The 18519-nt window shown below is 32.5% G+C and carries 22 protein-coding genes and 1 pseudogene; 16 read left to right on the top strand and 7 right to left on the bottom strand.

The features are described from left to right. Nucleotides 1-148 precede the first annotated feature (148 nt). Both BAU28_RS18570 and bla read right to left on the bottom strand, forming a co-directional pair. The gene (locus BAU28_RS18570) at nucleotides 149-331 is read right to left on the bottom strand and encodes a hypothetical protein (RefSeq protein WP_071719493.1); all 183 of its coding nucleotides are present in this window, start codon (nucleotides 329-331) and stop codon (nucleotides 149-151) included. 327 nt (nucleotides 332-658) lie between these two features. Then, nucleotides 659-1591, bottom strand: a complete 933-nt coding sequence (gene bla / locus BAU28_RS18565; RefSeq protein ID WP_083594796.1) for a class A beta-lactamase — start codon at nucleotides 1589-1591, stop codon at nucleotides 659-661. Nucleotides 1592-2060: 469 nt separating this feature from the next. Between bla and BAU28_RS18560 the strand changes: the two genes are divergently transcribed. The 3 genes from BAU28_RS18560 (at nucleotide 2061) to BAU28_RS18550 (ending at nucleotide 4074) form a co-directional block, all read left to right on the top strand. Continuing rightward, entirely contained in the window at nucleotides 2061-3353 is a 1293-nt protein-coding gene (locus tag BAU28_RS18560; RefSeq protein ID WP_071719578.1) for a hypothetical protein, read from the top strand. A gap of 92 nt (nucleotides 3354-3445) precedes the next feature. Beyond that, nucleotides 3446-3754, top strand: coding sequence for a hypothetical protein (locus BAU28_RS18555; RefSeq protein ID WP_244158132.1), 309 nt, complete (start codon nucleotides 3446-3448; stop codon nucleotides 3752-3754). A gap of 2 nt (nucleotides 3755-3756) precedes the next feature. Next, nucleotides 3757-4074: a DMT family transporter gene (locus BAU28_RS18550; protein WP_071719492.1), complete on the top strand. Its 318-nt coding sequence runs from the start codon at nucleotides 3757-3759 to the stop codon at nucleotides 4072-4074. Nucleotides 4075-4114: 40 nt separating this feature from the next. On the opposite strand, the gene BAU28_RS18545 is transcribed toward BAU28_RS18550, so the two are convergent. Together BAU28_RS18545 and BAU28_RS18540 are read right to left on the bottom strand one after the other, a co-directional pair. Then, the gene (locus tag BAU28_RS18545; RefSeq protein ID WP_071719491.1) at nucleotides 4115-5587 is read right to left on the bottom strand and encodes a sensor histidine kinase; all 1473 of its coding nucleotides are present in this window, start codon (nucleotides 5585-5587) and stop codon (nucleotides 4115-4117) included. After that, the gene (locus BAU28_RS18540) at nucleotides 5580-6245 is read right to left on the bottom strand and encodes a response regulator transcription factor (RefSeq protein ID WP_071719490.1); all 666 of its coding nucleotides are present in this window, start codon (nucleotides 6243-6245) and stop codon (nucleotides 5580-5582) included. Before BAU28_RS18540 ends, BAU28_RS18545 begins: the two co-directional genes overlap by 8 nt. Before the next feature lie 317 nt (nucleotides 6246-6562). On the opposite strand from BAU28_RS18540, the pseudogene BAU28_RS31000 reads away from it, so the two are divergent. From BAU28_RS31000 to BAU28_RS18520, 5 genes and pseudogenes are all read left to right on the top strand, one after another. After that, nucleotides 6563-6824 (top strand): annotated as a pseudogene (locus tag BAU28_RS31000) (DinB family protein); the annotation flags it as partial. 84 nt (nucleotides 6825-6908) lie between these two features. Beyond that, nucleotides 6909-7586 (top strand): HAD family hydrolase, encoded by a 678-nt coding sequence (locus BAU28_RS18535; RefSeq protein ID WP_071719489.1) that lies wholly within the window; start codon nucleotides 6909-6911, stop codon nucleotides 7584-7586. Nucleotides 7587-7753: 167 nt separating this feature from the next. Then, nucleotides 7754-8122 carry a DUF4180 domain-containing protein gene (locus tag BAU28_RS18530; protein WP_071719488.1) on the top strand — a complete coding sequence of 123 codons (369 nt, stop codon included), beginning with the start codon at nucleotides 7754-7756 and terminating at the stop codon, nucleotides 8120-8122. A 237-nt stretch (nucleotides 8123-8359) separates the two neighbouring features. Beyond that, a complete protein-coding gene (locus BAU28_RS18525) occupies nucleotides 8360-8863 on the top strand; it encodes a MepB family protein (protein WP_071719487.1) in 504 nt (167 codons plus the stop codon). Nucleotides 8864-9087: 224 nt separating this feature from the next. Continuing rightward, nucleotides 9088-9855 carry an arylamine N-acetyltransferase family protein gene (locus tag BAU28_RS18520; RefSeq protein ID WP_071719486.1) on the top strand — a complete coding sequence of 256 codons (768 nt, stop codon included), beginning with the start codon at nucleotides 9088-9090 and terminating at the stop codon, nucleotides 9853-9855. Nucleotides 9856-9874: 19 nt separating this feature from the next. Here BAU28_RS18520 and BAU28_RS18515 read toward each other — a convergent pair whose 3' ends face one another. Next, complete coding sequence (locus BAU28_RS18515) at nucleotides 9875-10057, bottom strand: hypothetical protein (RefSeq protein WP_071719485.1); 183 nt, start codon at nucleotides 10055-10057, stop codon at nucleotides 9875-9877. Nucleotides 10058-10201: 144 nt separating this feature from the next. Here BAU28_RS18515 and BAU28_RS18510 point away from each other — a divergent pair, with 144 nt between their 5' ends. Both BAU28_RS18510 and BAU28_RS18505 read left to right on the top strand, forming a co-directional pair. Next, a complete protein-coding gene (locus BAU28_RS18510) occupies nucleotides 10202-10855 on the top strand; it encodes a YdeI/OmpD-associated family protein (protein ID WP_071719484.1) in 654 nt (217 codons plus the stop codon). A gap of 126 nt (nucleotides 10856-10981) precedes the next feature. After that, the gene (locus BAU28_RS18505) at nucleotides 10982-12097 is read left to right on the top strand and encodes an NAD(P)/FAD-dependent oxidoreductase (RefSeq protein ID WP_071719483.1); all 1116 of its coding nucleotides are present in this window, start codon (nucleotides 10982-10984) and stop codon (nucleotides 12095-12097) included. 42 nt (nucleotides 12098-12139) lie between these two features. Here the strand turns inward: BAU28_RS18505 and BAU28_RS18500 are convergent, their stop codons facing one another. Next, nucleotides 12140-12397, bottom strand: coding sequence for a hypothetical protein (locus BAU28_RS18500; RefSeq protein WP_071719482.1), 258 nt, complete (start codon nucleotides 12395-12397; stop codon nucleotides 12140-12142). A 136-nt stretch (nucleotides 12398-12533) separates the two neighbouring features. Here BAU28_RS18500 and BAU28_RS18495 point away from each other — a divergent pair, with 136 nt between their 5' ends. The 4 genes from BAU28_RS18495 to BAU28_RS18480 all read left to right on the top strand — a co-directional run bounded on the left by BAU28_RS18495 (nucleotide 12534) and on the right by BAU28_RS18480 (nucleotide 15891). After that, nucleotides 12534-13964 carry a PQQ-dependent sugar dehydrogenase gene (locus BAU28_RS18495; protein ID WP_071719481.1) on the top strand — a complete coding sequence of 477 codons (1431 nt, stop codon included), beginning with the start codon at nucleotides 12534-12536 and terminating at the stop codon, nucleotides 13962-13964. A gap of 181 nt (nucleotides 13965-14145) precedes the next feature. Beyond that, a complete protein-coding gene (locus tag BAU28_RS18490; RefSeq protein ID WP_071719480.1) occupies nucleotides 14146-14718 on the top strand; it encodes a YybS family protein in 573 nt (190 codons plus the stop codon). A gap of 151 nt (nucleotides 14719-14869) precedes the next feature. Continuing rightward, complete coding sequence (locus BAU28_RS18485; protein ID WP_071719479.1) at nucleotides 14870-15433, top strand: GNAT family N-acetyltransferase; 564 nt, start codon at nucleotides 14870-14872, stop codon at nucleotides 15431-15433. A 77-nt stretch (nucleotides 15434-15510) separates the two neighbouring features. Then, the gene (locus BAU28_RS18480; protein ID WP_071719478.1) at nucleotides 15511-15891 is read left to right on the top strand and encodes a nucleotide excision repair endonuclease; all 381 of its coding nucleotides are present in this window, start codon (nucleotides 15511-15513) and stop codon (nucleotides 15889-15891) included. 57 nt (nucleotides 15892-15948) lie between these two features. Here BAU28_RS18480 and BAU28_RS18475 read toward each other — a convergent pair whose 3' ends face one another. Further along, nucleotides 15949-16155: a hypothetical protein gene (locus BAU28_RS18475; RefSeq protein ID WP_002172120.1), complete on the bottom strand. Its 207-nt coding sequence runs from the start codon at nucleotides 16153-16155 to the stop codon at nucleotides 15949-15951. 132 nt (nucleotides 16156-16287) lie between these two features. Here BAU28_RS18475 and BAU28_RS18470 point away from each other — a divergent pair, with 132 nt between their 5' ends. Together BAU28_RS18470 and BAU28_RS18465 are read left to right on the top strand one after the other, a co-directional pair. Beyond that, complete coding sequence (locus BAU28_RS18470; protein ID WP_071719477.1) at nucleotides 16288-17067, top strand: undecaprenyl-diphosphate phosphatase; 780 nt, start codon at nucleotides 16288-16290, stop codon at nucleotides 17065-17067. A gap of 81 nt (nucleotides 17068-17148) precedes the next feature. Continuing rightward, nucleotides 17149-18471 (top strand): FAD-dependent monooxygenase family protein, encoded by a 1323-nt coding sequence (locus BAU28_RS18465; RefSeq protein WP_071719476.1) that lies wholly within the window; start codon nucleotides 17149-17151, stop codon nucleotides 18469-18471. Nucleotides 18472-18519 lie beyond the last annotated feature (48 nt).

Raw genomic sequence — 18519 nt, 5'->3', positions numbered from 1 at the left:
AATATTTGAAAAAGAACTTGTAGAATATTCTACAGGTTCTTTTTGTTATGATCGGTTAATATATCATTGAGGAATTGCATATGAAAAACGAGACATTACCTAGATGTAAGATCTAAATACTGTCCCGTTTAACTGTTTATCTCTATAGTTATTGAAGAATCAAACCTACAATCATAATGAAACTAAATACTATCATCCAACCAAACGCACAATAGCCGAAAATTCTAATCCATTTAGGTAATTGATTCATGTTAACTTTATTTGTGGGAACTCCTTGCATAGAAAGCATCATTTTTTGATCTCTATCCCTATTATTTTGTTGTTCATACATAATATCATCACCCTTCTAGAACGATTGTGTTTATAGTATATCAACCTGGAGATAACTAAGCACAGAATATTCGACAACTATAGTGAATTAACCTGTTTTCCAGTGCTGCATACTAAATTTCAAAAAACTAAAATTGGATTAATCAAAAGCTATATACTAAAGTATTTGCTCATTTAAAACATAGTAAACCTATTAACAAGAGATGCTTATTATTTGGTATTGAATAATTTAAATACATTCAATGATACTTCTTAGCGTTTAGATACGTAAATGTCTTTCAAACTATATGTACCGTAAAGTAGGAGCAGCTTACATTCATGACTATTATTATTTATTCGTTACTTTTAAAGAATCTAACACTATTTTGGTTGCGTCTGCAATAAGTTTATCATCGTATTCCGCATCCTCTTTAGCATGATTAGAAAGTATCGCAAGAACAATTGGCTTTTTATTTGGTGGCCAAATAATTGCGATATCATTCCTTGTTCCATAGGACCCAGAGCCAGTCTTATCGGCTACTTCCCATTCTCCTGGAACTCCAGCACGAATTAAGTTGTCCCCCGTAGTATTCCTTTTCATCAAATCTATTAAAAAGTTCCGTTTCTCAATTGAAAGTATATCGCCTAGCGCGTAAGCTTGAAGACTAGTAGCTAATGCCTTTGGGGTACTAGTATCACGAGTGTCTCCTGGCTGTACTTCGTTTAATTCTGGTTCAAAACGTTCAGGATTTGTAACAGTATCTCCTATTTCTCTCAGTGATTTTTTGAATTCACTTGGCCCACCTAATTGCTTAAGAATAAGGTTTTGTGCAGTATTATCGCTATATCGAATGGAAGCATCCACAAGCTCTTTCAAAGTCATACCTGTATCTATATATTTTTCAGTAATTGGATTGTAATTCACAAGATCTTTGCTAGTATACTTAATTCTTTGTTCTAAATCTTCTATTGATTTCTTTTGTAACAGTGCTCCAACAGCAAGGGCTTTGTGGGTAGATGCGTATGCAAACCGTTCATCTGAACGATAAGTAACAGTTTGATTCGTACTTGTGTCCAATGCATAAATACCAAGTTTAGCATCATATTCTTTTTCAAGTTTAACAAAAGATGGATTACTTATATGTTCTTGTTTGGTTTGTTTGGGGGATTCAGATTGAGTATTACTATTGGAACAGCCTATAATCGTTGCACATGAAAGTAATACTACAGATAGCATCTTTTTATAATGTGAAATATGAAAAAACTTCTTTGAAACTATCATACATTTTCAACCTCTTTCAAGAATATATGGATTTTGTTTAGGTATTTTACATACCGATACAATTAACAAATGTACAGGATAGCACTCCTCTTGTATTTCTTACGTTACAAAATGAGAGAACTACCAAGAACACCTTTTTTATACGTAATAGACAATCTAGGTAACACATTTGTTCCATTTATGATTAAGGTTTTGAATATATCCATTAATTTTATTTATAAGAATCACAAAATCCACCTTTTTTGAACTCCACTTAATTTAATATGGATTTAGATTGAGTTTCCCTCGTAATGGGAATTTCAATTGGATAGCGCATATATAACAACCTCGTTTCGGATAGAATAAGTAATAACAACTACTGATTTCATTTTAAGTGAGGTGTTATATGATACATACGACAAAACAAAAAAGACTTGTGGTGCAAAGTATAACTACATTTAGTCTACTAATAACGACTATCTTCACACCCATGCTTATTTATATTGTTTATGGATTACAGATTTCGAAAGGCTTTGAGGGATACTGGCCATCAATCTTGTTTTATACAACCTATATGACGGGTGTGTTTATCTGGATACCTATTGTGAATAAAGCTGGGATTCAACGCTCCTTATATTGGGCTATTTCTATTCTGATAGTATCATTACTTAGTGTTACTTTCTTTGGATGGAGTTCAAAATGGCTAGAAATCAGTGCGTTAGTTTCTGGTTTTGCAGTTAGTACAATTTCTACGATGACGAGTACTTTATTGTTTCTACATGTTGAAGGTGGGGGAAAGATTTATAATAAAAATCAACAAGCGATTATTATTGGTATCGTTTTTCTTTTACTAATCATCGTATTGTTAGCGATTAGTTTTCTATCGCCGCCGCTGATAACATGCATATATGGGATTTGTTTAATCAGTATCCTTTTTGCTATAAAAATGATGCCGAGAACGGAGTTAGCCAAAGGGTTTTTACCTATCTCCATCGTATCGGTAGTAGGAAAGTTTCTTTTTGTCTCAATGCTTATTCTTATGATACGAACAAGTCGTAACCTAAATAATGAACAATATATTTTCTATTTTTTTCTGCTCTCTATAGCGCTTATTTGTTTCATGTTTTTGAGTTTGTTGAAAGGAAAGTTCTTTCATAAACTTTCATCTTCTTTACCAATTCGATTAAAGGCAGAATCATTTTTACTTGGATTAGGAAATGGATATTTATTTTTGATGGGTATTTTTTATAGTTTTACTTTCTATAACATGTTAACCTGTATTTTCATTGTAGTTGGTCCATACCTATTAGGGGTTTTGATGTCCATATTTTTAGATATCAAAGCTGTTAAGAAAGTTAATCCAATCCATTTGTTTTTAGTAAGTACCTTAATCATGATATTCGGGTTTTATTCTCCAATATTTATAGTCCTTAGCGTTACATTTGGCAGCTATGCCATTAATAGTATTTCTTCTCAAAATAATATGAAAGTATATATGGTGAATGCTACACAAAGAGAGCTTTCTTTACTCATTTACACAACATGGAGAAATATGGGGAATATATTTTTACAATTTTTTATTTTGATTGTGATTGTGGGAGTAGGGGTGTTTTATGATGTCGAATGGTCGCAACTTTTCCAAACAATTGTTGGGAAGAGTCAAATGCAGATTGAAGGGTTATCCGTACAACGATTGATGTTTATGTTAGCAATTTGCTGTTGGCTTGGCATGGTGGGCTTAGGTATGTGGATTGGTAAAAAAGCTAATCCCAATATTGCTTAAAAAGTATCTAGAAAAATACCGGTACTAAAAAATGGAGTACCACAAATATCTGAGTGTAGTTTTTAGTTTGTCCACGATCTAAGTAACGTAAGGTGGATGATAAAAATAAAGGGCGTAAAAAAACGAGATGTAATCGCATCTCGTTTTTTATGTTATGCGAGGTGTCAGATCAATTTAAAAAACTAAAGGGGTACCATTCGTATTATGGTCACGAGTATGTCAGTACCCATATCGCTTGCCGCTTTTTAATAGAGCTTGGTTACGAATGGGAGTTTATCGAAAAAGTGTTAATGATTACAGAGTTTCATATGAAGATGTTACATGGCGGAGAAGAAGCAGCGCGTGAAATCTATCATTACTGCGGTGATGTGTTCCTATTATTATGGGAGGTTTATCATTAGGGATGCATGGACCGAGTGCACTAAATTTAACGTTTCCAATCAACTTTTGGATTTTAACACTATATTTGGCGATTTTCGGTACGTTGTTAGCATTTTATATTCAATTAATAATGATACGGAAAACATCCCCCACACGTGCAGGCTTACTCATGGGAACAGAACCAGTTTTTGCTGTTCTTTTTGCTGTTATAGTAGGGGGAGAATATTTAAGTTGGATACAGTGGATTGGGGGAGCCTTAATTGTTATCGCTACTTATTACGGTCGCCATTTAGAAAATAGAATACGTCATAAAGCGAAAATCCAGCCTATTGATTCCTAATAAGTTTATACTTACTACAAAAACAAACAAACTCGTCCTACTAAGAGGGGAGTTTGTTTGTTTTTTGTTTAGATAATGGAATGCTCATGCAAAATTGTACACTATGTTCCATATTATTTATAGAATATTTTATACCTAGCGTTTCAAGAATTTGTTTAACAATATATAGCCCCAAACCACTTCCTCCAGTATTTCGATTCCTTGATTTTTCAATTCGATAAAATGGTTTGAAAATTTGTTGTATATCTTCTTCTTTAATATTGACACCTGTATTCATAATTTTCATTTTGATTTGACCTTGTTTAGAATCCTCACTTAACTTTATATAGACTTTTTCATTATGTGGTGAATACATAACCGCATTATGGATAATATTTTTACATGCTTTTTCAAAAAGAACACGATCTGTATAAACAGAAAGGTCAGAATCAATTTCTTTTATTATTTGGATGCTTTTTTGAGAAGCAAAAAATTCGAGATCTTTTGTGATTGTACCTATTAACTTTGAAAGATTAACTTCTTCTATATTTAGTTTAAAGGTATGTTGTTCTAACTTCGACATGCTTAAAATTTCACGAACTAATTGTTCCATACTTTCAATAATTTGATGATTTTTCTTTAAATATTGATCACGATTTTGATAAGGGCCAATATTGTATATCATCCCTTCTAAGTATCCTTTCATTACAGTAAGAGGGGACTTTAATTCATGTGCTACAATCGCAAAAAACTCTCTGCGTTTTGTTTCTATTTCTCTTTCTTTTTCAATATCATTTTTTAATTGTTGATTTGCTTTTTTTAAATCAAACATAGCTTGTTGTAAGTTAATAGACATGTCATTCAAACTATTAGATAATTCTCCTAACTCATCTGTAGAGCGAACCTCAATTTTTTCGGAGAAATCTAAATTTGCCATCTTTTGTGCACCTTCATTAATATAAATAAGTGGCTTTGTAATAAACCTGGAATAGAAATAAGCACTCCCTACACCAATTATGAGTACAATGATACTAATATAGGGAAGAAAGCGTACTAAAACCTGTGAAGCTTCATCTATCGGTTGAAATGTTGCGTACACTACAAGCGTTAAACTACCATCTTGGAATTGAATTGGTTTCGTAACGTTATATGAATTGCTAAGGGTACCTGCATTCTCAAACCGTGTCGCTCTAGTAACTACTGTTGTTTGCGAACCACTTTGAGTAAAAGAAAATGAAGGAGAGTATTTAACTATTCCCTCATTATTTTGAAGATAAAGCATCGCATTATTTTTTTTTGCATATTCATCAAAAAGTGGTATCGCATCTTGAAACGTAAGATCTTTAGACTTATCAATGATTTCTTTTATCCCTGTTTGAAGTTGATCTGTTTTGTATTGCTCATAAAACGTAGGGAGAAAGAAGTATAAAGTTAAATAAATCAATACTGCAAAGGATAACAAAATGAGAGAGGTAGTCATAAAGAGTTTATAAGTAATTCGCTTCATCTTCATGATTTTCACAATACTATTCATCAATTTTATAACCAATACCTTTTATTGTTTTAATGTAAGGGATAGCTAACTTTTTACGTAAGTTTTTAATATGTGTATCGATTATTCGTGTTTCTCCAAAATAATCGTACCCCCAAACTTTTTCTACGATATTTTCTCTTGTGAGTACTTTTCTCTCATTTTGAAATAGTAGTTGTAGAATTTCAAACTCTTTTGTCGTTAATAAAATTTCAACGTCATTTACATATACTTTATATGCATCAACATCGACACGCACTTCTTTAAAAACCAAATGATTATTTACATTGTTATCATAACTTCTTCTTAGTACAGCTTCGACTCGTCTAATCAAAACATGAAACGAAAAGGGTTTTGTTATATAATCATCGATTCCAAGATCAAACCCTTTCATTTGATCTTCTTCTTCCTCTAATGCAGTTAGCATAATAATTGGTATATTTGACTGGCTTCGAATCATCTTGGAAACTTCAAATCCATTAAGATTGGGCATCATTACATCTAGAAGAATTAAATCAAAGGATTGCTTATTAAATTGTGTCATACCCTCTAATCCATCTGATGCAACTACAACTGTATACTGTTGTGTCATTAAAAATTGTTTAATTAATTCTTGAATTTCTTGATCGTCTTCTACCACGAGAATATGATAGTTCCTCATAATATCACCTCTGGTAGTCATTATAGCCTTACTATCTGGAGTTTATGTGGAGATGCATTACGAGACTTTACAATACGTTTATCGTGTTAGCTCCACGTTCTCCACGTTCAAGATTATGTGTTATCAGCTAATAAGTATTAATAGCCTCATTACTTTTTTATGGATAAATAATTGTATGCTTGAAAAAAATACTCATCGTATAAAAAATGAACGATTAATATTTACGAAAAATCAATGTATAATAATGTAAATTGGATGTAATTTCTTAAACTGTATGAAAATATACTTTTGCTTCTTTACCAGAAGGGGAAAAGGAAATGAATTTCAATATAAAAGAAGCTACCGAAATTCTGGAGCGTGCGCCACAAACTTTGGGTTCTTTTATCTGGTTTATCCGGCGAATGGCTAAATTGTAATGAAGAGGTAGGAACTTGGAATACATTCGAAGTGGTTGAGCATCTAATTGATACAGAGAAAAACAACTGGATTCCAAGGCTAGAATTTATTCTGCGGGAAGGTGTAAATAACTCCTTTTCTCTGTTTGACCGTTATTCTCACCTAAATAACAACTCTCTTAGTAAACCAAAAGTTTAAAGGTACGAACTAGGGATTATTTATATAATGCGAGAAAGGTTGTGAAATTATTTGAGGGGCTATAAAGCAATGCTATTTGATTTAGATGATACGTTACTTGATAGGGATAAGGCAGTAGATAAATTGTTTTCAATCATGTTAGAAAAGTTTTATGGGGAGATTAAACAAGATTCAGTAAAAAACGAAATGTTACAGAAATTCAAGGAATATGATAAAAAAAGCTATGGCCACAATGACAAAGTAAAAGTTCTGGAATTATTTTTTGATGAATTCCCACCGAAATATAGATTACCACGCAATCGCATTCAAGGTTTTTGGAACAATAATTTTCCTTATTGTTTTTCTATAAACCAACATACTATTAATATCATAAATACTATAAAGTTGCGTATTAAAGTTGGAATTATAACAAATGGCTCAACTCAGAGGCAAAAAGCTAAAATAATTAACACGAATTTAAATAGTTATTTTGATACAATCATTATTTCTGAAGAATCGGGATTTAGTAAACCTGACAAACGCATATTTGAATTAGCATTAAATAAGCTAAATGTGCAACCAGAAGATGTACTATTTGTTGGAGATGACTTAGAAAAGGATATTGGTGGCTGTCAAAATGCAAATATAAAGGGTATATGGTTCAATCCTAATATGATTAAGAATAATACCGACACAAAACCATATGCCGAGATTACTTCTTTTGATAGTTTATTAAGTTATTGTGGAGGGATACATTTTCAAAAATAGTGATAGATTATCCTTAATTTCATTGACCGTATGAGAAATTTAAAAATAATATTTATTTACAACGGTATAGAGAGAATATTGAGCCAGGGCAAATCATCTATGTGTGTTAATGAAGAGCTACAAAGCATGTTTAATATATGCTTTTTAAATTATGGAGGAGTGAAACTATGGAAATAAAGAAAATAGTAACTAGCGGAATAAATATTGCTGTCGTAAGAAACGATACAGTAGTAATATCTGACGTTCAATCTGCATTGGATCTTATGGCAACAGTTCAATATGAGGTAGATGCGAAACGTATTATTATCCATAAATCATTAATAAGTGAAGATTTCTTTAACCTAAAAACACGTCTTGCGGGTGAAATTCTTCAAAAGTTTATAAATTACAAGGTAAAGATTGCTATCGTTGGGGATTTTTCTATGTACGCTAGTGAAAGCTTAAAGGACTTCATTTATGAGTGTAATAAAGGCAAAGATATTTTTTACTTAGCAACTGAGCAACAAGCAATTGAAAAATTAAGTACAGTAAAGTAATTTGGTCGATTTGTTTTTGTTCCATAGGATTTTTTTGAAAAAATACAATCATACTTCTCTTTTTCTAATGCTGCTATTTGTATTTTTAAAACTTAATTCAAAGTTGATACTCTTGCATAATCATATTCCACTAAAATACCCCTCTTTTTCACGTCGCTAATGACCATATGTTATTTATCCAATATATAAGAACTAACGTTTGTGATAAACTTAGTGATGGATAAAGGGGGCGTTTACTTGAACAATTTTAATGATATAATCCGAAATTTAAATAATATAGTATATAAACCAAATAACTTAATGATAACTAATTTAAAAGAAGAAAAACAAAACTCAGAGTATGCAGGGGCGTTATTTCACTTAAATAACAAAACGATACGTTTTAGAGTATCAAAAATTACTCCTAATAAAATTGGTCAATTTGTTTCTTTTTGGGAGAAAAATGAAAACATGCAAAATCAAGCATTTTCTTATGACTCTGCTCCTGACTTATTAGTTATCACTTGTATAGACGATAATAAACTAGGACAATTTATTTTCCCAAAAGATATTCTTCTTAAAGAGAAAATATTGAAAACTCAAAGTCAAAAAGGAAAGATGGCTATGAGAATTTATCCGATTTGGGATACCCCTGTTAGTAATCAAGCTAAAAAGAGCCAAATGTGGCAACTTCAATATTTTGTTGATTTAAGTGATACTAATAATTTATCCATAGACAAACTATTACATTTATATTCGTAGCTTTTTGTTTTAGTTTTGTATGTGGCTCCAAAAAGTAGGTTTTTTTCTGTATCCCAGAGGCATTTATAATAATGCCTCTTATTTTAATTTTCATATTAAGTTATCTTGTGAATCAGTTTTTTCGTACCGGTACAGTTAAACGAAATGTACATTGTTACAGTACCCCATCAAATTTACAATCAGCATATACTATTTTAACTTATAACTATTAAGGGGTGCTGGATATGAAAAGTTTACAAGATCAACTCTTTACAAGATTAAACCTTGAAAAACGTACTGAAATAAAATTTGAAGAATTAAGTACAATACTCTTTGCATTTGCACACACTATACCGTTTGAGAATTTAGATGTAATAGCAGGTAATACGAATAAAATCTCTATGGAAAACTTACAAGAGAAAATTTTAACTAGTTCCCGCGGTGGACTTTGTTATGAATTAAATACTCTTTTTTATTATTTTTTAAAGGATAGTGGTTATGATGTACAACTCGCACTAGGTACCGTATATAAAAATGATATAAACGCTTGGGCACTTGAGGACGGACATATAACAATTATTTTAAATAATGATAACGTACGGTATTTAATTGATGTAGGTATAGCTTCGTTAGTACCTCTCGTTCCTGTACCTTTTACTGGTGAGTCTGTTTCTTCAAAAAATGGTTCGTACCGGGCGAGACGAAAAGATACGAGTAAAGGAAATTATGTTCTAGAAAGAATAGATGTTGATGGAGAATGGAAAGTTTGTCATGCTTTTTATATTCATATTATTGATGAGGCAGTAGTAAATGAGGTTCAAAGACGAGTAATAGAAGATGAGAAGTCTATTTTCAACAAGGGACCAATTGTAGTAAAGTTGACGAACGCTGGCCATGTCTCTTTAACGAATACTAGTTTGACTGAAATTATTTATGGAGAAAAAACGAAGCGTGAAGTTACAGACGAACAATATAGAGAACTTTTATATACTTTATTTGCTATTAAGTTATGAATATACAAATAGCCGGTTCTTATTCAGAATCGGCTATTTGTATAATTTTCGGTTTAAAAGGTTTTCTTCTAATATGTTTTGGAAACTGCGGTATAGTTAGTGTTCTTAACGTTTCTGTAGCCTCTTCATACGTATGAAAAACGGGTTCTTTTCCATTGTCTCCTTGCAAAACTAGTCCTTCATCACGGATTACATACGGCATAAAACCACTCCTTCTAGTAAAAGAATTATGTCCTTTTGAAATAGAATGATACGATTTAAAGTTTGATTTTCTTAATAGATATAATACACTAGAACAGTATAAAAAAATATGTACAATGAATTTTGAATGTAAAGGAAGATTATTATGTCAGTTATCGATAAATTGAAACTTAATAAGTATACAAATATGGTCGTTATTAACGAACCAAGTGATTACAACATTTTTACAGGTAAAGAAACTGCATTTTCAAAAGAACACGATGCTATTTTTATTTTTGTTGAAACGCTTGATGACATGGTGAAACAAACGAATTTTATTATTAGTAATGAAGAATTACTAATTGAAAAAGGTTATGTGTTTTTCGCATATCCGAAAAAAGGCAATTCTCGTTACAGTACGTTTATTCATCGTGATGAGATGTTTCCAGCATTACAGGTTGGGGACGACGGGTATGTAGGAAAAAGCGATATTAAATTTGCGCGAATGGTAAGTATGGATGATGTCTTTACTGTTGTAGGTTTAAAACGTGAAAAGAAAAAAGCGACGAAAACGCCTGCTGCGAGTCAATGTGTAGCTGATTATGCAGATCGAATTCAAGATGTTGAAGCATTGTTAACTAATCATCCGAATGAACTTCAGTTTTATCAAAGTTTAACACCTGGATACCAAAAAGATTGGGCACGTAATCTTTTTTCTGTAAAACAAGAAAAAACACGTGAAAAACGTCTTGAGAAAATGATTGAAATCCTTTCACAAGGCTATAAAACAATTGAATTATTCCGTAAGAAGAAAAAATAACGATTAGGAAAGTCACAATGATGCAACAATTAATTGCGATGAGTACATTGAAAAAAGTATTCCTTCCATTATACTAAGGAATGTTCTTATATTTATATAATTAGCAAAAGAGAAAAGGTGTTTGAAATGAAATCTTATATTGTAGTTGGAGCTGGAATTTTAGGAGCGTCTACTGCTTATCATCTTGCTAAGGCTGGTGCGAATGTTACTATCGTAGATCGCCAACAATTAGGTCAAGCAACTGATGCAGCAGCAGGTATTGTCTGTCCATGGCTTTCACAACGTCGTAATAAAGCGTGGTATAAAATTGCTAAGGGCGGTGCACGTTACTATTCTTCGTTAATTCAGCAATTAGAAGAAGACGGTGAAACGGATACAGGATACAACCGTGTAGGTGCAATTAGTTTACATACTGACGAGAAAAAACTAGATCAAATGGAAGAGCGAGCTTATAAACGACGTGAAGATGCGCCAGAGATTGGTGAAATCACTCGCTTATCAGCTGAAGAAACGAAAAAGTTATTCCCAGCATTATCGGAAGAATATAGTTCTGTTCATATTAGTGGAGCTGCACGAGTAAATGGAAGATCATTACGCAACGCATTAATAAGCGCTGCGAAAAAACATGGTGCAACCTTTATAAAAGGCGATGCAGTATTAGTCCGTGAAGGGAATCACATTACTGGAGTTAAAGTAAACGACGAGACAATTTTAGCAGAAAAGGTAATTATAACTGCAGGCGCTTGGGCGAACGAAATATTAAACCCATTAGGTATTAATTTCTTAGTTACGTTCCAAAAAGCACAAATTGTTCATTTGCATATGGAAAATACTAATACAGAAAATTGGCCAGTTGTTATGCCGCCAAACGATCAATACATTTTAACATTTGACAATGGTCATGTTGTAATTGGTGCAACACATGAAAATGACACTGGTTTCGATCATCGTGTAACAGCGGGTGGTTTACATGAGGTATTCCATAAAGCATTGACGGTTGCACCTGGTTTAGGAGATGGTACAATGCTTGAAACGAGAGTTGGATTCAGACCATTTACACCAGGATTCTTACCTGTTATCGGACCACTACCTAACTTTGAAGGTATTCTCGTTGCGAACGGATTAGGAGCTTCAGGTTTAACGGCTGGTCCATACTTAGGAGCAGAACTGGCTAAACTAGCGCTCGGACACCCTATTGAATTAGATATAAATGATTATGATGTTACTGGTGCAATTGAATAATAAAAAAGATTAGGATTCTATCCTAATCTTTTTTATTTATACTTAATTACTATATGGAGTGGGGGTTCTTTTGAATAAAAACACTACTGACAGAATAATAATTACAGCCTTCAAACTGCCCCAATATGGATAAACAGCATGGTCTGTTAAACTAGCATATTGAAAAATATTCTCTAAACCGAAAATCCCTATCATGACTGCTAAAAGGAATGAAGCTGATCCAAACCTCCCATTACGATAGCGGGCAAATAAATACACTGCGAAAATTAGTGGTAAGATGATTTGTAGTACGATTGTCATAGTTCGTCCCCCAGATTATTAATAATTATATTATATACAAAATTGTAATAAAAAGGAATGTTGCTTGTTTGATACTAATAGAACTACTCTAATCATATTCTTCTATAAAAAAGAATAAAAAGGGGTGTACAGTTAATTGACAAAAGTTAAAGTTAGTTTACGACCCATTGTTCATAATATAAATTTACCGACTGTAATGAAAACAACTATACTTCCGGGTGATTCAACTGAAAGACTATTTATTGCAACACAACTGGGAGAGATTTTTTACATAGGAGACGGAGTTATAAAAACATTTTTAAATATCCGTCCGCAAGTTATCAAGTTAGGTACATCTGAAGAAGGCGTTTCTAGTAGTGGCTATGATGAACGTGGATTGCTAGGTCTAGCGTTTCATCCACAATTTTATCAAAACGGTTTATTTTATCTTCATTATTCAGTAGCTGGAACTCAAGGACCGGGTGCGCTTACTGAACAAGTTAAACCGAATCCTTGTGACCCTAAAGCTTTAAACTTAAAGTGGGTAAATAGAGATACTCAATATGATCATATCGATACAGTTGAGGAATGGATTTTACAGTCACATGGTCAACCTCAAAAAAGACGAACATTACTTAATATAAGAAGGCCATTTTTTAATCATAACGGAGTCAATAGTTTAAACTTTTCACCGGAGACTGGAAAACTTATTTATACAAATGGAGATGGTGGATCGGGTTATGATCCATTTAATTTAAGCCAGGATGATTTAGAAATAGCGGGTAAAATAATTGAAATCGATGTAAGTAAAAATACATTCATACATAATCCGCCAGTTGTTACACGTTTCAATGAACTTCCTTTATCTATACAAGAAACACTTACAGTAATTGCGAAAGGAGTTCGTAATATAACAGGTATTTCATTTCAAAGATTTTATAATCAATTTGTAAAATATGCTGGAAATGTCGGACAGGATATTGTAGAGTCTATTTTTTCGTTTGTTCATTATAAACCAATCCCGGTTACCGAACTTGTTCAAACGTATTTAATGAGATCTACTCCTAATCAAGAAGGATTTATTAACTTTGGTTGGCGAGGGTGGGAAGGAGAATTGCCCACCTCTTTTATAAGACACTGTTCTGAGAATCCTACTTTGGATGAGAGAACAATGGCTTATTATGATGAAACAATACAAACATCAGTGAAGCGTATTCAGCCTCTTATTAGTTATTTTCATAAAGATTCTAGACCGGATAAGTTTGGAGGAACTGCACTTACAGGAGTTCAGCCATATATGGGAACTGCAATCTCGAATTTAAATGGTAGCGTTGTGTTTACTGACCTCGCCAAGAAAGAAGAATCTCAATCTCCAGTTAAAGGCGTTTTAGCTTATACTAGAGCAGGTACAGACGGTAAACATAATGACTTTCATGCTATTGAAACCAATTATGATTTTGGTGCTCAAGCAGCTTATTATGTTAGTTTGGCAACAAATTTGGATCAAACTAGATTATATTTAGGAGTTTATGGTTCTATGAAAGTATCTGATTTTAATCAAGGTACTATTTTTGAAATTGTTCCTTGATACGATATAAACTCTCAGTCTAAATTCTTCAAAATGCACGATCTGTTGTCCCCCTAAAAATACTTCTATGTATAAACGACTATTGTATAGGGATCGATAACCAGCAGAAAGTAACGCATAAACAAAAAGTGTATGAATAATATAGGAAGTGATGAATTAGGTATATTTAGGGGGGATTTTGATGAATCGGTTTGTACGTTATTGGTATCAACTGATGATAGAGCAGGATGCGAACTTTGTTCATAAAAGAAAGTTATCCCTAGTATATAAGTTAGTAATTACAGCTTTAATGAGTGCATTGGCCACCATGTTTCAAGCGGCGGGGAACTTAATTCCTGGTATAGGATTACTCATTAGTCCATTTGCGACGTTACCGATTTTTTTTGCTATTTGTTATTCTTTTCGTGAGGGAATACTCTCTTATGCCCTTACTATTTTCCTACTATTTATTATTCAACCAAGCGAACTATTTGTTTTCCCTTTTACTACAGGTATTTTAGGTATAGCGTTAGGAGTATCCTTTCTACAATTAAAGAGGAGAATATGGGTTGTTTCCTTTTCCGCGACATGCCTACTTATAGGTATTATGATCGTTCTCGATATTTTCCATTTTCCAGTACTCGGTCCTGCTGTTCATACAACTATGGATATAAAAATTATTTCATTAATATTTATACTGAGCTTTCTATACTGCTGGATCTATGCAGGTCTTTGTAGAATAATGATGAATAGATTATATAAAGTATTGTATTAATAATGTCATAAAATATTTCTGAACGAATATACGTGTGATGCCATAAAAATTTAAAAAGAATCAATACACATAAAAAGGCTACTGTTTAGTGCCAAAATAATTTACAATATAAACTTTTCTCGGATATTTTCATAGATTGGAGAATTAATTCATGACTAACGTTGCGATTAGAAGACCGAATTCGAATGATTTAGATGAACTGTACTTGTTTTTCCGCATGGTTATTACGAATACATATAAAGATGAAGGATTATCACAATTATTGGATGACAAAGAAAATGAAATTAATACGAAAAAGCAATATTTGAAAAATGATTTTGATAGTAATGGAGAAAATCGTTACTTTTTATTAGCAATAGATACAAGTAACGAAAAAATCATTGGAACAATTGAAGTCGGTCCAGCAAGTACATTGATTAATAGTTGTACTGGCGATGTACTTAAAAATTTATATGAAATAGGAACTGTATTTGTCCTTCCTGAATACCAAAGAAAGGGTATAGGCAGTTTACTACTAAATGCAATGTATCTTACATTACTTAGCAGAGGGATAACCGAATACTGTTTAGATAGTGGATACAAAAAAGCACAAAGTATATGGACAAAAAAGTTTGGAGAACCTAGTTATATACTGAAGGATTATTGGGGAGAATCAAGCGATCATATGATTTGGAAAAAGAGTTTGCATGATATACCTATAATATTTGAATTATAAAATGAAATATAACTCTGAACGTAGCTTTTCTTACATATGTATGCTATTATTTATCTTTATAATAAAAGAGGACGTGAATGAACTTGATTAAAATTAATATTCCTGAGGCTGATGTTTCAATTACTGAACGTAAACAAGTTATTAAAGGAGACGAGCCGATAATTACTCCTATTAACGGTTTTATCGATTTCCACTTGTTCCCTAGAGATAAAGGCGGCATTTTTATGTTTTACAATATTAATGACGAACTTCTTTTCGTAGGTAAAGCTCGTAAGATTAGACAACGTATTAAGAAACATTTTGAAGACAATGTTTCACCAATTAAAAATCACCGTGATGAAGTATACCGCATTGATGCATGTATCGTAGAAGATCCAACAGAAAGAGAAATTTACGAAACATATATCATTAATGAATATAAAGCAAAATATAACATTGATAAAGTATTCTATAAATAAGCAACATAAACGAAAAACAATCCTAGCATATATACTGGGATTGTTTTTTATTTAGCTTCATTCTTCATTTCTTTCTCCTTTTTTAAAGTGATTAGCAACAATTAAACAGAAAAGCCCTATAAATAAGATTATTACTCCAAGCGTTTTATGTTTTCCTTCAAAGAAAGGAATGTCTGAAATAACATTGGTCATACATAACCCTAAAAACACAAGGATAGGTCCCACCCAAAGTAATACATTGCCGAATTTTGTATGCTTCCACATATTAACCCTCCTCGATTCTCTTTACATATATATCCATAATTTAAAAGTAAATTCATAGAGAAATATAGTTTTTTTCATATCGAAAATTTAACCTTCATATATTGGTACAAGCAAACGAGAAAGGAGACCATCATGAATTGGTTAGAAGCTTTTATTTTAGGCATAATTCAAGGTTTAACAGAGTTTTTACCAATAAGTAGTACAGGGCATCTTTATTTAGGAAGGCATTTGTTTCAATTAGATGAAGCTGGATTATTTTTAGATACGATGCTGCATATTGGGACTTTGCTTGCAGTGTTTATTTATTACAAAAAAGAATTTATATATTTAATTAAAAATCCATTTTCAAAGCTAATGTTATTACTTATTGTCGGGACGATACCTGCGGTCGTAATCGGATTATTATTTAAAGATTTCTTTGAAGATATTTCAAAAACAGGTATCACCATTGGTTGGGAGTTTTTAGTGACAGGTTTATTTCTGTATATGGCCGATAAACAAAAGAATGGTCGTAAAAAAATGGATGACATTACATATAAAGATGCATTTATCATCGGTTCATTTCAAGCAGCTGCTATTTTCCCTGCAATTTCTCGCTCTGGTATGACAATTGTCGCTGCATTATGGAGAAAGCTAGACCGTGAAACAGCTGCTTACTTTTCTTTTTTATTATCAACACCAGCAATTGTCGGAGCTATTATCTTGCAATTTGTTGATGTTTTTCAAGGGAAAGCAGAATCTATTTCTGGTACATCCTTAATTGTCGGAACGTTATCAGCAGCTTTCTTTGGTTACATAGCAGTTTCATGGATGATTCAATATTTAAAACGTCATTCATTAAAAGTATTCGCGTATTACGTATGGGGGCTAGGTATTTTAATTTTAACGTTGCAATTTACTCATGTATTTTAAATATAATGATAAAGAAGCTATTAGTTTAAGATCCTGTTTCATTCATACACAACAGGATCTCTTTTCATTAAGGGGGAAAATATGTTTAATAAAGCTATTGTTATTGGTGGAAGTATTGCAGGAAAACTCGCAGCAAAAGCATTATCAACTACTTTTAAAGAAGTAATCATTTTAGAAGCTGGGGAAAGATGGAACGGAATAGACCCTTGTAAAAGAGTTCCACAAAGCAATCACCCTCATGTGTTATTAAAAGGCGGAGAAAAAGCAATTGAGGAATTGTTCCCTAATATTACTAATGAATTAATAGAAGCAGGCAGCATCGTAAATAACTTTACTCGGGATTTAAAATGGCATCAATTTGGCTTATGGAAACAGCCATTTATAGGAGAAGTGCATATGATCCAACAAAGTCGTCCTATGCTAGAATCACATATTCAAAACCGAATTGAACAAGTTTCAAATATTACTACGAAGTATGAAATATTGGTTGAAGCATTACAAGTAGATGAAAAACGTAACAAAGTATATGGAGTAAAGGCTAAATGTTTAGAGAAAGGCACGCAAGAAGAAATTCACGCAGATATTGTTGTTGATGCGAGTGGATTTGGTTCAAAAAGCATAGGGTGGTTACGAGCATACGATATTGAAGTGAAAGAAGAGAAAGTACGCATTGATTTATTTTACGCAACTAGAATGTTTAGGCTAAAAGAAGATGAGACGTTAGACTATTGCAATATGCTAATGTCTCCAAGTTTTCCGGAAAACCCTTATGGTGTACTTATACAAACGATTGAAGATAATCGTTATTTTGTTACTTTTAGTGGATATGCAAATGAGAAAGCACCACGAACTGATGATGAGTTTTACAATTTTGCTGAAAATCTTTCAATCCCTAATGTAACAGATTTTCTAAACAAAGCTGAGGCGATTACCGATATAAAAACGTACAAAATTCCTTATCAAGTACGTCGGAGATTTGATCTAGTTAATAATTTACCTGAAGGATTGTTAGTAGTTGGAGATGCACAATGTCGTTTTGATCCCGTTTTCGGTCAAGGTGTTTCAGTTGCAGCTATGGAAGCTCACCAATTGCAATTACTTCTGCAAGGGAGAAAACAGCTCGATAAAACATTTACACAACAATTTTATAAAAAAGCCGCTAACATAATAGAAACCCCTTGGGATATGACAACAACGGAAATATCACGTCACCCGCAGCTAAAGAGAGAATTAACTATGAAGCAAAAGTTTCAGCTTTGGTACACGAAACAAATATATCGACTATCCGCAAGTGATTCTGACGTTTATATTCGATTAGTACGAGTGATGAATTTAATTCGTAGTCCATTTCATCTTTTTCATCCGAAAGTGTTACTAGCTGTATTACTTAATCGAAAGAAATAGCAGGAATATAATCGATTAAAAAAGAATGTATAGCAGTTAGTAAATTAA

The sequence above is a fragment of the Bacillus paramycoides genome (assembly GCF_001884235.1).
Classification (GTDB): domain Bacteria; phylum Bacillota; class Bacilli; order Bacillales; family Bacillaceae_G; genus Bacillus_A; species Bacillus_A paramycoides.
The sequence above is the reverse complement of the archived record's forward strand: the minus strand, read 5'-3'. Positions and strand labels throughout refer to the sequence as shown.